The organism is Mucilaginibacter lacusdianchii (assembly GCF_009770985.1).
Lineage (GTDB): Bacteria > Bacteroidota > Bacteroidia > Sphingobacteriales > Sphingobacteriaceae > Mucilaginibacter > Mucilaginibacter lacusdianchii.
Map to the genome: position 1 here is coordinate 1,192,819 of NZ_WSRW01000002.1, position 13,933 is coordinate 1,206,751.

The 13,933-nt window shown below is 47.8% G+C and carries 11 protein-coding genes; 9 read left to right on the forward strand and 2 right to left on the reverse strand.

Going from position 1 to position 13,933, the window contains the following annotated elements:
• Positions 1–31: 31 nt before the first annotated feature.
• The 9 genes from GPM24_RS12015 (at position 32) to GPM24_RS12055 (ending at position 12,564) form a co-directional block, all read left to right on the forward strand.
• Positions 32–2,101, forward strand: a complete 2,070-nt coding sequence (locus GPM24_RS12015; protein ID WP_158826991.1) for a copper-translocating P-type ATPase — start codon at positions 32–34, stop codon at positions 2,099–2,101.
• Between the two features lie 14 nt (positions 2,102–2,115).
• Entirely contained in the window at positions 2,116–2,346 is a 231-nt protein-coding gene (locus GPM24_RS12020; protein ID WP_158826992.1) for a hypothetical protein, read from the forward strand.
• Between the two features lie 425 nt (positions 2,347–2,771).
• A complete protein-coding gene (locus tag GPM24_RS12025) occupies positions 2,772–3,092 on the forward strand; it encodes a DUF6660 family protein (protein WP_369409684.1) in 321 nt (106 codons plus the stop codon).
• A 94-nt stretch (positions 3,093–3,186) separates the two neighbouring features.
• On the forward strand, positions 3,187–7,578 hold the full coding sequence (locus GPM24_RS12030) for a CusA/CzcA family heavy metal efflux RND transporter (RefSeq protein WP_158826994.1): 4,392 nt from the start codon (positions 3,187–3,189) through the stop codon (positions 7,576–7,578).
• A gap of 2 nt (positions 7,579–7,580) precedes the next feature.
• Complete coding sequence (locus tag GPM24_RS12035) at positions 7,581–8,816, forward strand: efflux RND transporter periplasmic adaptor subunit (protein WP_158826995.1); 1,236 nt, start codon at positions 7,581–7,583, stop codon at positions 8,814–8,816.
• Positions 8,817–8,833: 17 nt separating this feature from the next.
• Complete coding sequence (locus GPM24_RS22295; protein ID WP_158826996.1) at positions 8,834–8,986, forward strand: site-2 protease family protein; 153 nt, start codon at positions 8,834–8,836, stop codon at positions 8,984–8,986.
• On the forward strand, positions 8,964–10,163 hold the full coding sequence (rseP, locus tag GPM24_RS12045) for an RIP metalloprotease RseP (protein WP_158826997.1): 1,200 nt from the start codon (positions 8,964–8,966) through the stop codon (positions 10,161–10,163). Before GPM24_RS22295 ends, rseP begins: the two co-directional genes overlap by 23 nt.
• A gap of 42 nt (positions 10,164–10,205) precedes the next feature.
• Complete coding sequence (locus tag GPM24_RS12050) at positions 10,206–12,206, forward strand: heavy metal translocating P-type ATPase (RefSeq protein WP_158826998.1); 2,001 nt, start codon at positions 10,206–10,208, stop codon at positions 12,204–12,206.
• 43 nt (positions 12,207–12,249) lie between these two features.
• Positions 12,250–12,564 (forward strand): YnfA family protein, encoded by a 315-nt coding sequence (locus GPM24_RS12055; RefSeq protein WP_233268816.1) that lies wholly within the window; start codon positions 12,250–12,252, stop codon positions 12,562–12,564.
• 438 nt (positions 12,565–13,002) lie between these two features.
• Here the strand turns inward: GPM24_RS12055 and GPM24_RS12060 are convergent, their stop codons facing one another.
• Positions 13,003–13,197: a hypothetical protein gene (locus tag GPM24_RS12060; RefSeq protein WP_158827000.1), complete on the reverse strand. Its 195-nt coding sequence runs from the start codon at positions 13,195–13,197 to the stop codon at positions 13,003–13,005.
• Between the two features lie 55 nt (positions 13,198–13,252).
• Positions 13,253–13,933: a metallophosphoesterase family protein gene (locus GPM24_RS12065; RefSeq protein ID WP_158827001.1), complete on the reverse strand. Its 681-nt coding sequence runs from the start codon at positions 13,931–13,933 to the stop codon at positions 13,253–13,255.

Below are 13,933 nucleotides of genomic sequence, written 5' to 3' on the forward strand. Positions count from 1 at the left end.
CAAAAATATCTAACAGGTAAAACCGACAACTATGGAACATCAGCATCATCGGCACGAAATGCCGGAAATGAAAGGGCATGAGCACATGAATCATATGGAAGCGAATGAACGCAGTCTGCATGGTGGTATAGATCATCAGCACATGGGTCATAGCGGCCATAATCATGAAGGGATGATCGCTGATTTCCGAAAGCGTTTTTATGTAGTATTGGTAATAACGGTGCCCGTTTTGATTTTATCCCGGATGATACAACAATGGCTGCACTTGCAAATTAACTTTCCAGGGAGCCAGTATGTCCTTTTTGCACTGTCAACAGTGGTGTTTCTTTATGGGGGCTGGCCGTTTCTAACGGGCTGGCTTTCCGAGATGAAGTCCAAAAACCCGGGTATGATGACCCTGATCGGTTTTGCTATTACCGTCGCCTATGGTTATAGTACGGCAACTGTTTTTGGATTAAAAGGCATGGACTTCTTTTGGGAATTGGATACGCTCATCCTGATCATGCTGCTGGGGCATTGGATTGAAATGAAGTCCGTTGCCGGAGCCTCGCGGGAGCTGGAGTTGCTGGTTCAATTGATGCCTTCAACGGCACACCTGCTTAAGGGTGATTCGACAGAAGATGTGAAAACGGACACCCTGAAAGAAAATGACCTCATACTTGTGAAGCCTGGTGAAAAGATAGCGGCGGATGGACTCGTTGAAGATGGTGACAGCTACTTGAACGAGTCGATGCTGACGGGAGAGTCTACCCCCGTTCAAAAAATCAAGGGAGAAAAAGTGATTGCCGGTTCCGTGAATGGAAACGGCTCACTGAAAGTCCGCGTAACGCACAGCGGAAAGAATTCCTATCTTTTTCAAGTGGTTGATTTAGTTCAAAATGCGCAGAATGCAAAATCAAACACACAATTGTTAGCTGATCTGGCTGCATGTTGGTTAACGATAATTGCCCTTTTTGCGGGTATTACAACCTTTGTGGTGTGGATAAGCTTGGGCCGGGACCTTGCTTTTGCAATGGAAAGAATGGTAACTGTTATTGTTATCTGCTGTCCTCACGCCCTTGGTCTTGCGGTTCCGCTGGTGGTCGCCAAATCAACTTCTTTATCTGCCAAGCACGGGCTTTTGATCAAAAACAGGACTGCTTTTGAAAACTCGCGGAAGATTACCGCTGTTGTTTTCGATAAGACAGGAACCCTGACTAAAGGAAAGTTTGAAGTATCACGGTTAATAACTATTGGTGAAGGTGTCTCGGATGAAGATGAACTGATCCGCCTGGCCGGAGCTTTAGAATCTAATTCAGAACACCCCATTGCAACCGGTATTCTTAGCGAAGTAAAGAAAAGAAAGTTGACATTGCCAGTTGCAGAAAATTTTAAAGCAATTACCGGTAAAGGTGTAGAGGCTATTGTGGAACAAAAGAACGTTAAGGTGGTTAGTCTAGGCTATCTTAAAGAAAATGATTTGCAACAACCCGAAAATTTTGAAGTAGCCGGTAATGAAACCATTGTTTTTGTATTGCTCAATAACCGGTTGGCTGGCTTTGTTGCCCTCGCCGATGCGATCAGACCCGAATCAGCGAACGCCATATCCACATTACACGAAAATAGTATTAAGTCAATCTTACTGACCGGGGATAATAAGCAGGTGGCCGAAAGTGTAAGTACGCAGTTAAAGATGGATGGATTTTTTGCCGAGGTGTTACCGCACGAGAAGCTGGAAAAGGTCAAGGAGCTGCAGCAAAATGGCGAGTTTGTCGCTATGACCGGTGATGGTGTCAATGATGCACCCGCTTTGGCTCAAGCGGATATCGGCATTGCAGTAGGATCAGGCAGCGATATTGCGGCCGAAACTGCCGGAATAGTCCTGGTTAACAGCAATCCTAAAGATATCGTTAGTTTAATCCTGTTTGGTAAAGCTACCTATCGCAAAATGATTCAGAATCTTGCCTGGGCAACAGGCTATAACGTGGTTACGCTCCCCCTTGCAGCAGGTGTACTGTATAATTACGGCATCTTGTTGAATCCGGCAGCCGGGGCAGTATTAATGACCGTTAGCACGGTTGTTGTAGCTGTAAATGCAGGATTATTAAAAGTAAGAACATAAAGCAAAGGTTTATTATGGATACTCATGGAAGCTTCAAGATCAATGTTAGTTTTGACGATCATTCTAATACTGAAGAAATTTTAATTAAACATACTGATGAAACTTTTTCGTTTTTTAGAAACGGACAGCAAATCTCTATCATTAACAATGGCGATAATTCCTGGAGCCTTATAGAAGGGGATTTGGACCAATTAGTGGTCAACTTGATCGGCACTGAAATTGAAAAACACTACAGAAAATTGTAATGGTTCAGCAATACCCCGACAATGGTTCTTCAAAAAACTGACCACATTGGATGCGAGAATATTAAAAGGTAGACTTATTGTATATTGATTGTGAAACATTGTAAACGACATGCAGATCATAACGCTAATTTTGTTAATTTAATTAAAGCTAGTGCTTCTGTGGTCAGCACGTTTACACTTGCAAATGCATGATTTCAAAGAATATTAAAAAGACATTTGCGACGCAATCTCGATCTCAAAGTTTCTTTGGCAATTGTTAAAAAAAATAGATGGAAGTCGGGTTCGGGAGTGCTGTTTACGAATATGCTTATATAAATAATTCAGATGAACTTGTACTTTCAGCCTCTTGCAATCGCTGCAGACCTCTTGTCATTTATAATACTATTCCTTGCAGTAATCCGTTTTAATGATACTTTTGCTACGGAATGAAGTATTTCGCACTCCTTTTCAGCTTATACATGATCATCCTGGCCGTGATGCCATGCCGGGACAGGGATGATTTTGCAGCTGCAGGTAGGGCTTACACTTCCATTCAGAAAAGTCACACCGCGGACGAAAAGGCTGGTCAGGAAACCTGCCCACCGTTTTGCACCTGTGCCTGCTGCTCAACGGTCAGGACACTGACGCCGCAGCTAAACTTCATTACGGTATTTGTTCAACCTGTTTCCAAGATTTATGCCGAAGCACCCGTTCCGGCTATCAGAGAACAGAGCATTTCGATCTGGCAACCGCCCCGGCTCGCTTAATACGCAAACTTTATTCTTATTGATTCCATGTCCGGGAGTTCAGCTTGTGCTGTTCGCCCCTGAAGGAAATGTTACGTATTAATCCGAGAACTTCATGTTTGATAAAACCATTGCATTCTCGATCAGCAATAAGCTGGTTGTGGGTGCATTCATCCTGTTACTCGTGGCAGGCGGCATTTATTCGCTGACGCGCCTGCCCATTGACGCGCAGCCCGATATTACCAATAACCAGGTGCAGATTATTACTCAGGCAACCACATTGGGTGCTCAGGAAGTGGAGCAGTATATCACCGCACCTATCGAGCTGGCCATCGCCAACGTGCCGAAAGTAATTGAAAAACGTTCCATATCCCGGTCCGGTCTTTCGGTGGTCACCGTTGTCTTTGAAGACAATGCAGATATCTACTGGGCACGCCAGCAGATCAGCGAAGGACTGAAAGAAGCCGAAGGGCAAATCCCCAAAGACACCGGCGAACCTACGTTAGCACCCATCACCACAGGCTTGGGCGAAATCTACCAGTATGTGATCCATACCAAGCCAGGCTATGAAAACAAATACTCGGCAACCGATTTGCGTACGATGCAGGACTGGATTGTGCGTCGGCAACTGGCTGGTACACCAGGTATTGCTGAGATCAGCGGCTGGGGCGGTTATGTGAAGCAGTACGAAATTGCCATTGATAACGAAAGGCTGAACAGCCTGAACATTACCATCAGCGATATCTACACCGCGCTGGAAAAAAATAATCAAAATACCGGTGGCTCTTACATCGAACAGCGCAGCAACGCTTACTTCATTCGTGGACTGGGACAGGTAAAAACCCTGGACGATATTGAACATATCGTGGTGAAAAACCGCGAAGATGCACCAGTCGTGATTGGCGATATAGCCAAGGTGCAGTTTGGCAGTGCTAACCGCTATGGAGCCGTCACCCGTAACGGGCAGGGTGAAGTGGTTGCTGGTGTTGCCCTGATGCTTAAAGGTGAAAACTTTAACGAGGTCATTAAGCGCGTGAAGGAGCGCATGGCGCAGGTGCAGCAGTCCCTGCCCGAAGGTGTGGTCATCGAACCCTTTATCGACCGTACTGAGCTGGTCGGCAGAGCCATCGGCACTGTTGAACGCAACCTTATTGAAGGCGGTTTGATTGTGGTATTTGTGCTGGTGTTGCTGTTGGGTAACTGGCGGGCCGGTCTGGTGGTGGCATCCGTTATTCCGCTGGCGATGCTGTTTGCGATCACGCTGATGTACCTGTTTGGCGTATCGGGTAACCTCATGAGTTTGGGTGCTATCGACTTTGGTTTGATAGTAGACGGTGCCGTGATCATCGTGGAAGCCATCGTTCACCGGATTACCGAAACCAACAAATTTCAGGACCGGGAAGCCTTGAATCAAAAGGGAATGGACGGTGAGGTTTATGAGGCGGCTTCGCAGATCAGGCACAGTGCTGCCTTTGGGGAAATCATTATCCTGATCGTTTACCTGCCACTGTTTGCGCTGGTGGGTATCGAAGGCAAGATGTTCCGCCCTATGGCCGAAACAGTGGCCTTTGCCATTCTGGGCGCTTTTATTCTGTCGCTCACTTACGTACCGATGGCAAGCGCCTTGTTCCTGAGTAAAAAGACGCACCACAAGCGCAATATATCAGACCGCATTATTGACCTGCTGCACCGTATCTACACCCCAGTCTTGAACACGGTACTCCAGGCAAAAAAACTGACTGTTTTTCTTTCGGCTGTATTACTGGTTTTGGCGGTTTGGGCATTTGCTAAAATGGGTGGTGAATTTATCCCAACCTTGGAAGAAGGCGACCTGACGGTGGAAATTGCGATGATGCAGGGTACTTCGCTCAGTCAGGTGGTGGAAACCTTCGGCAAGGCCGAGCGGTTGCTGAAACAGAAGTTTCCGGAGATCAAACAGGCCGTTACCCGGATTGGCAGCGCGGAGGTACCCACCGACCCGATGCCTTTTGAGCGAGGTGATATGATGCTGTCCATGAAGCCAAAAGACGAGTGGACTTCGGCCGGTGACCGCGCGGAAATGATGGAAAAGATTGAAGAGACGCTTAAGAACATTCCGGGCATCAATGTCGAAGTGACGCAGCCCATGCAAATGCGCTTTAACGAGCTCATGACCGGCATTCGGCAAGACGTAGCAATTAAAATTTTCGGAGATGATCTGGACGTGCTTACTGCGCAGGCAGACAAAGCAGCGAGGCTAATCAGTAGCGTCAAGGGCGTAAGTGAACCCATCGTCGAAAAAGTAAGCGGCTTGCCCCAGGTGGCCGTAACCTACGACCGGCACAAGATAGCGCAGTATGGGCTGAATATCGAAGACGTAAACACAGCACTGAGTACTGCTTTTGCCGGCCGTGTGGCAGGCGTGGTATTCGAGGGCGAAAAGCGCTTTGAAATTGTACTTCGCCTCAGTCGGGAACTTCGCGCGGATATCAGCAATATCGAAAACCTGTACGTTCCGCTGCCCAGCGGCAGCAAGGTACCGCTCAGTCAGGTGGCCAGTATTAAAATAGAAGACGCCCCGCCGCAGATCAGCCGGGAAGATGGTAAACGCAGGATTTATGTAGGCTTCAATGTCAGAGGCCGGGACGTAGAAAGTACGGTCAAAGAAATTCAGCAGATGCTTCGTCAAAAGCTGAAAATGCCTGCCGGATATTATACCACCTATGGCGGTCAGTTCCAGAACCTGCAGGAAGCCAGAGGGCGATTAGCAGTGGCCGTTCCCGTAGCATTGCTTTTAATCCTCGTACTCCTATTCTTTACCTTCCGTTCTATTAGAGAAACGCTGCTGATTTTCTCTGCGGTGCCGCTATCAGCTGTAGGTGGCGTCGCTGCTTTATACGTCAGAGATATGCCTTTCAGTATCAGTGCAGGCGTAGGCTTTATCGCCTTATTCGGTGTTGCCGTACTCAATGGTATTGTACTGATTGGCTACTTTAACCAGCTGGAGGCAGAAGGCATCACCGATATTATAGAACGTGTCAAAAAAGGCACGCATGTCAGGCTAAGGCCAGTGATCATGACGGCATCGGTCGCCTCGCTGGGCTTTCTGCCGATGGCCATATCCAGTACCGCCGGTGCCGAAGTACAACGGCCGCTGGCCACCGTGGTAATCGGCGGGTTGATATCAGCTACCTTATTAACCTTGCTGGTACTGCCGGTATTGTATATTTTATTTTCCAGAAATCATCCACCCAAAGCGGGTTCAGGTATGTCCATGCCTCATAAAACCATCGTTATTTTAGTGCTGCTAACAGGGGGCGTACTCGCAGGCGTTCCTGTTCGCGCGCAGCAGATTAAACCGCTGACGCTGGAAGATGCAGTTCAGGCCGCTTTAACGAATAATCCCGGCCTCAGGAGGTCGACCCTCGAGGTCAGCCAGAATAAGGTACTACAGGGAACTGCATTTGACCCGGCCAAAACCGATATTACCCTCACCCAGGACCCTACGTCGGGCGGTAATATTGACAATAGTCTGGGCATTACCCAGACCTTTGCTTTCCCTACCGTTTATAAAGCCCAAGGCAAAGTGCTGAAAGCACAAACATCGCTCAGCGAAAAAGCCAGGACTATCACCGAAAGAGAACTGGTACGTTCCGTAACGCTGGCCTACTATCAATTGCGGTTTGCGCAAAATAAGCTCCGGCAACTCGATAGTCAGGACAGTTTGTACAAACGGTTTTCCGAACGGGCGGCACTTCGCTATAAAACCGGAGAGACCTCATATCTCGAACAGTTATCAGCCGTAAATGCTTACCGGGAAATCTGCGTAACGAAGAAGCAGGCCGAAGCGGATGTACTGATTGCCAGGCAGGAACTGCAGCAACTTTTGGGGTTGAATGAGCCGCCGGTCATCGTAGTGGCACCACTTGAAAAATTACCTTTTATACCCAAGGACAGTGCCGCAGCTGATCAGCACCCACAATTAGTTTATTATCAGCAGCGCACAACACTTGCTGACGCGCAGCTCAAAGCTGAAAAAAGCAGGTATCTGCCTGACCTGACGTTAGGCTACCGCCAGCAGTTATTGGTTGGAGCATTTAATCCGGCCAACATCAACCGGAACTATTATCCGGGTACCCGTATAGGCGGCGTCGAAGTCGGCGTTGCCGTGCCCTTGTTCTTTGGGGCGCAAAAAAACAAGGTTAGAGCCGCGCAGGTGGGCCAGCAGATCGCCCAGGCTGAGCAGCAGAACGCCGAGCTGTTATTGCGTAAGCAATACAGTCAGGGTTTGCAGGAGTTAGCGAAGTCCGACGAAGCGCTCCGCTATTATAACGAAGCAGGCTTAAAGCAGGCAGCCGAGCAAATTCGCATTGCCCAGTTTGCCTACAGCAAGGGCGAGATTGGCTACGTGGAGTTTATCCAGAACATGACGCAGGCAATGACGATACGCCTGAATTACCTTTCCGCTTTGCGCGACTATAACCAAACCGTAATTGAACTCACTTACCTGACCACCGGAGGAAAATAAACATGACATTTCTAAAACCATATATTTTTAAATCATGCCTGATGCTTTTGATTGCAGGCGTGCTCATGGCTTCCTGTTCGCAGCAGCCAAAAGCCGAAGAAAAAGAAGATGCTAAAACGGAGAAGCCTAAAGCGATAGCTGAAGGTGTTACGCTCACGCAAAGCCAGCTTGATGCGGTAGGCATCCGCCTGGGCACTATTGAACAGAAAAACCTGAAGTCAGTGGTCAAAGCCAGCGGCCAGCTCGAAGTACCGCCGCAAAATAAGGCTGAAGTTACCCTGCTGATGGGTGGTGTGGTGAACCAGGTATTCGTGCTGGAAGGCCAGCATGTTTCCAAGGGACAGAAACTGGCGACAATCGAGAACAACCAGCTTATTCAGTTGCAGCAGGATTACATGTCGGCCCTTTCCAATCTGGCTTATGCCTCGAAAGAATACGAGCGGCAACGCGAACTCAATGAAGCCAATGCCGGAACCGGTAAGATCTACCAGCAGTCGCAAACCGCGCTGCAAAGCGAACAGGCCAAGGTGTCCGCGCTGAGCCGCCAGCTCCGGCAGGTTGGGGTAAGTCCGGAAAGTGCGGCGCATGGCAGGTTTATAACCCAAATACCGGTATACGCGCCTATCAGTGGTACCATCGGCAAGATTGTGATCCAAACCGGCTCTTATGCCGAACCGGCAAGGCCGCTGATGAATATTATAGATAACTCCAAAGTACATTGTGATTTGGTGGTATATGAAAAGGATCTGTTTAAGGTTAAAGCAGGCCAGCAGGTATATTTTACCCTAACTAATCAAAATAACCGGGAGATTACCGGTAAAATCTACGGGGTCAACCAGTCTTTTGAAAACGAGAGCAAAGCGATCATTGCTCATGCAGTGATTGAACAGGCCACTAAAAGTAACCTCATTCAGGGCATGTACGTATCCGCCCTGATTGATGTCGGTCAGCAGTTAGCCACCGCTGTACCATCGGAAGCCGTTGTCAAAACAGGTGGTAAGGAATACGTTTATTACCTGTCGAAAGTTGGCGCGGATACGGATAAAGCAGAAGCCGGAGAAGGCACATCAGGTAAAGCGTATGTGTTTGAAAAAGCGGAGGTGGTGACCGGCGTAACCGACCTGGGGTATACCGAAATCAAATTGGTGAAGGCTTTACCGGCAGACATCAAGATTGTCACCAAGGGTGCTTTTTACATTCTTTCTTCCGAGAACGCCACCGGCGAGGAGGAAGAATAAAGATACAGGGAAAGAAAATGAAAATAGCGATAATAATATTGCAATTTGTGGCCGGTATGTCACTGCTCGTGCTGGTTCACGAGTTCGGCCACTTCGTTGCAGCAAAAGCGTTTGGTATACGGGTTCGGAAGTTTTACCTGTTTTTCGATGCCTGGTTTAAGCCTGTTTAAGTTCCATTATAAAGGTACGGAATATGGGATGGGCTGGTTGCCCCTGGGTGGTTATGTGAAAATGGCCGGGATGCTTAGTAACCACGATGACGAGGAAAGCAATGAAGGTTCTTTTGCGCATCGCAGGTATCATAACAAGCCCGTATGGCAGCGGATCATCGTGATGCTTAGCGGAATTTTGATGAACCTGGTGCTGGCTGTTATCGTCTTTTCCGGTTTAACGCTCCGGTATGGCAAAGGCTATATGGCATCCCTCGGACAGGAATACCGGATTGATCCGGGCAAACTAGGTAAAATTGCTGGCCTTCAGGCAGGCGATCAGCTGGTCGCCGTTGATGATGAGCCGCTGGTGGATGAAGAAGAACTCACCAGCAGCCGCCTGATACGGGGAAAGACGGTACTGTCGGTTGTTCGCTCAAAAGGTAAAGAACGTGTTCACCTGCATATTGCTATCCCGCCACAGGTCATGCAGACTATTGCCGATGAAGGCATAACGGATTTCTTTTCGGTCAATGCCGACTACAAGGCCGATTCTGTTTTAAGTAACCTCAATTTGTATGGCACCAAGGAGTTCAAGCATACCGGCATATTCACAATGACTGGTGATTCTATCCATTCCTATGAAGAATTTCTGATTAAGCTTCAGGAAAACAAGGCAAGAGAGCTCTTTGTCACGGTTATTCATGATGGTCAGGTCATGCGGCTCAAAGCACACCGGGATAAAGACGGTCACATCGGGTTTAGTATGCGCAGCAAAAAGCCAGCCTACCAGCCCCAGCCGGTTAGCGTAGGCGCTTCCATCGCTACCGGTACTACACGTACCCTAAATTCCATTTCGGATAACGTCAAAGGGTTCGGGCAAATGCTGTCAGGCGAGGTGAACGTGAAGGAAGCGCTTAACGGGCCGGTTAAAATTGCCACCATGTTTGGCGAGCACCTGGAATGGAAACGGTTTTGGAGCTTGATTGCCCTGCTTTCTATCGGCATTGGCTTTATCAATATCCTGCCGATACCAGCTTTGGATGGCGGGCAGGTGCTGCTCGTAGCCATTGAAGGGGTAAGGGGCAAGCCCATGAAACCGGAAACATTGCAAATGCTGCAAATTACCGGCTTTCTGTTGATGATGGGTATTTTGGCGTTTGTCTTTTATAATGATATCCGGAGCCTGGCTTCATGATGCAAAAAAACAATAATGCAAACAACTACTTAAAATAAGATAATGGAAAACACGAATCATAACGATATCACCAAGAAACTAAACAACGAGGAAGCACACGAAGCCGACCAGCATGCGGCAGGTGAACATCACCATGATCATGACGAGGAAGACGAAACCCTCAATCTGACCGAAGCCCCCGAGGAGGCAGAAAGCTGGCTCAGCCACTGGCCGCTGCTCACCGCCTTACTGATACTGGCCGTCATGCTGACGCTGGAATACGGTTTTAAATACCCGCCGCCTTTTCCGGTAAACCTGATCATTTTTCTGATTGCGTTCGGGCTTTCCGGCTACAACGTATTGGGTATGGCCTGGCGTAAGGCAAAGCACTTTGATTTCTTTAATGAGTTTTTTCTCATGAGCGTGGCCACGATCGGTGCATTCAGCATCGGTTCATACAGTGAAGGTGTAGCCGTTATGGTTTTTTACTCGATTGGTGAATGGTTCCAGGATGCAGCGGTGAACCGCGCAAAGAAAAGCATCAAAACGCTGTTGGATATCAGGCCGGATAAAGTAACCGTAATGCGCAACGGGCAGAGCAGTGAAGTTGACCCTAAGACGGTACAGCTCGACGAGATCATCCAAGTCAAAGCCGGTGAAAAGGTCGCGTTGGACGGCGAGCTTTATTCTGATGCGGCCAGCTTTAATACCGCAGCGCTGACCGGTGAGAGCAAGCCGGACACGAAGCGTAAAGGTGAAAAGGTGCTGGCCGGGATGATCAACCTGGATAAGGTGAGCGAAGTACAAGTTAAAGCTTTATTTAAGGATAGCAAGCTGAGCCAGATCCTGGAAATGGTACAGGACGCGACCGCGCGCAAGTCTCAAACGCAGCTTTTTATCAGCCGCTTTGCCAAAATCTATACGCCTATTGTTTTTGCCCTGGCCTTACTGGTTTGTTTTGCGCCTTACTTTTTTGTCGATACCTATAACTTTCACCAGTGGTTTTACCGCGCGTTGGTATTCCTGGTGATCAGTTGCCCTTGTGCATTAGTCGTATCTATTCCACTGGGCTATTTTGGTGGCATTGGGCTGGCTTCACGAAATGGAATATTGTTTAAAGGCTCTAACTTTTTGGATGTGATGACCAAGATCAACACCGTCATTATGGATAAAACAGGAACGCTAACCAAAGGCGTGTTCAAGGTGCAAGAGGTGAAGTCAGATAGTTTAAGCAGTGACGAGCTGGTTCAAATGGCTGCTGCCATCGAAGCTAACTCCACGCACCCTATAGCCAAAGCCGTTGTGGAGTATGCAGGCGACAAGGCCAAAGATGTGAAAACAGAAAACGTCGAGGAAATATCCGGGCATGGTTTAAAAGGTACGGTAAACGGTAAAACTGTACTGGCCGGAAATGCTAAACTTCTCAAAAAATTCGATATCATTTATCCTGGCGAAGTGGATAGTTTGGTGGATACGGTGGTCGTACTGGCGGTAGATAACCAGTATGCGGGTTACATAACTATTGCGGACGAGATCAAGGAAGATGCGAAAGAAGCGATTCAGCGGATGCACAGCCTGAAACTGCAAACGGTGATGCTGTCAGGTGATAAACAGGCCGTAGTAGATAAAGTGGCTAAGTCTTTAGGCATTGATAAAGCTTTTGGTGATTTGCTGCCGGATGGTAAGGTGGAGAAAGTACAGGGTTTTAAAGATGCAGGCAGCCGGATTGCTTTCGTCGGTGATGGGGTGAACGATGCGCCTGTGGTGGCCTTGGCCGATGCCGGTATTGCTATGGGCGGTTTGGGCAGTGATGCGACAATTGAAACGGCAGATATCGTGATTCAGAATGACCAGCCATCCAAAATTACCACCGCTATCCGGGCAGGAAAAATTACCAACGGGGTTGTATGGCAGAATATCACGATTGCTATGCTGGTTAAGGTAATTGTACTGATTTTAGGTGCAGGCGGTGTAGCCAACCTTTGGGAAGCCGTAATTGCAGACGTTGGTGTGGCGTTGCTGGCTATTTTAAACGCAGTGCGGATACAACGGATGAAGTTATAGTGGATGTTGCTATATTCAGCCTATGATAGCAGTTATAAAGTCCATGATTCTATTTGTTGTTGCTGGTCTTTGCGAGATCGGCGGTGGTTACCTGATCTGGCAATGGTTAAAGGAAGGAAAGCCATTATGGTATGGTATAGCTGGCGGATTTATACTCGTGCTGTATGGAGTGGTTGCTACTCTACAAACAGCCAGTTTTGGCAGAGTGTATGCCGCGTATGGCGGTATCTTCATCATGCTTGCTTTGGTTTGGGCCTGGAAGGTCGATGGTTTTAAGCCGGATAAGTACGATATGATCGGCGCTGCTGTTGCTGTATTAGGTGCCGGAATTATCTTATATATGCCCCGTCAACATTAGGCCACTTTTAAAAAACAGTATGTTTTACATAATTTTACTACAATAATAACGTTGATTACAGCAATGAAAGTCTTATCAGTTTTTCTGATCGTCTGTCTGTTTTTCCTTTCTGCTTCGAGCGGGTGGGTTCAGGCAGCTTCGAAAACTGATCGCCATTCCTGTTGTAAAAAGATGGCTGGTGCCATGAGCTGCCGCTCGGATCATCAAAAGCAAAGAGGTGATTGTGGTCAGCCAGGTTGTGCTATGATGTTCTCCTGCAGTTTGTGCGGATTTATTCCCGTGCCGGCCGTTATACTTCAGCGCACGTTTGCGTGTTACCTGCCGAAACCAGTTGCACCCGTTATAATTGGTGATTTGTCCGCTTACCATCCGTCCAGCTGGAAGCCGCCTAAAGCTTGTTAAATAATCCGAAACAACCTGACCTTGAGTTTTAACGAATTATTTAAAAGCAAAAAATACAAAGATGAAAAAAGTAATGTTGAGTGTACTGGCAATCGCTTTTGCCGCAACTTCAGTAATGGCTAACAGTAATGCACCTGTTAAAGTAGCGAAAGCAAAACAGGCGACTTGCACCAGCTGTCCTAAAGGACAAAAATGTGCCAAGACAACCTGCACGAAAGCAGATTGCTGCAAATAAAAAGTAAAGCAATAATGATGAAGCCCCGTACCAATGTGCGGGGCTTCTCTTTTAAAAAGCTTTTCTTAACTGCTCGGCCAGTTCATTGGGCAAAGGGCTGTCTTCAATAGCGCGTGCCGCTCTCTCTACGTCATAAGGAAATCGTACAATCTCAATACCGACACTGCCGGGTTCAGTTACAACACTTTTCTCACCAAGTGTAAGTATAACGTAGCACCCATCAGGGTTACTGTCCTTCGGCTTACCAACCGAACCAGTATTGATTACCTGCTTTCCTCCAAGTACACGGTGGTAAGGTATGTGCGAGTGCCCGACGCATAAGATATCCGCATTGGCTTCCTCCATCATACCAAGCACATAATCCTCGTCTAGATCTTCGATGACATATTCGTTTATGCTTCGGGGGCTGCCATGCGCAAGTACGATGTTCAAGTGATCGGAATTTAACTGGTATTCGAGCCGGACATGCGCAGGTAGTGTATTTAAATAAGCCCTGTTGTCATCCGAGATCAATTCGTAAGCATAGCCTTTCACCTTGAGATCATGATTGCCCGCCAGCATTGCTATACCCCGCCTGCGCACCTCGTTGATCACCTCGTTCGGCCAGATATGATAGCCGATCAGATCGCCCAAGCAATACACCGCATCTACTTTTTGCTGATCCAGATTTGCCAGGAAAGCCTCGAATGCCGGCAGGTTGGCATGTACATCAGAAAATAATGCAATTCTCAT

Excerpts from the sequence above, each read along its gene's own strand:
- GPM24_RS12015 (WP_158826991.1), top strand. The coding sequence starts at position 32 with ATGGAACATCAGCATCATCGGCACGAAATGCCGGAAATGAAAGGGCAT.
- GPM24_RS12020 (WP_158826992.1), top strand. The coding sequence starts at position 2,116 with ATGGATACTCATGGAAGCTTCAAGATCAATGTTAGTTTTGACGATCAT.
- GPM24_RS12025 (WP_369409684.1), top strand. The coding sequence starts at position 2,772 with ATGAAGTATTTCGCACTCCTTTTCAGCTTATACATGATCATCCTGGCC.
- GPM24_RS12030 (WP_158826994.1), top strand. The coding sequence starts at position 3,187 with ATGTTTGATAAAACCATTGCATTCTCGATCAGCAATAAGCTGGTTGTG.
- GPM24_RS12035 (WP_158826995.1), top strand. The coding sequence starts at position 7,581 with ATGACATTTCTAAAACCATATATTTTTAAATCATGCCTGATGCTTTTG.
- GPM24_RS22295 (WP_158826996.1), top strand. The coding sequence starts at position 8,834 with ATGAAAATAGCGATAATAATATTGCAATTTGTGGCCGGTATGTCACTG.
- rseP (WP_158826997.1), top strand. The coding sequence starts at position 8,964 with ATGCCTGGTTTAAGCCTGTTTAAGTTCCATTATAAAGGTACGGAATAT.
- GPM24_RS12050 (WP_158826998.1), top strand. The coding sequence starts at position 10,206 with ATGGAAAACACGAATCATAACGATATCACCAAGAAACTAAACAACGAG.
- GPM24_RS12055 (WP_233268816.1), top strand. The coding sequence starts at position 12,250 with ATGATTCTATTTGTTGTTGCTGGTCTTTGCGAGATCGGCGGTGGTTAC.
- GPM24_RS12065 (WP_158827001.1), bottom strand. The coding sequence starts at position 13,933 with ATGAGAATTGCATTATTTTCTGATGTACATGCCAACCTGCCGGCATTC.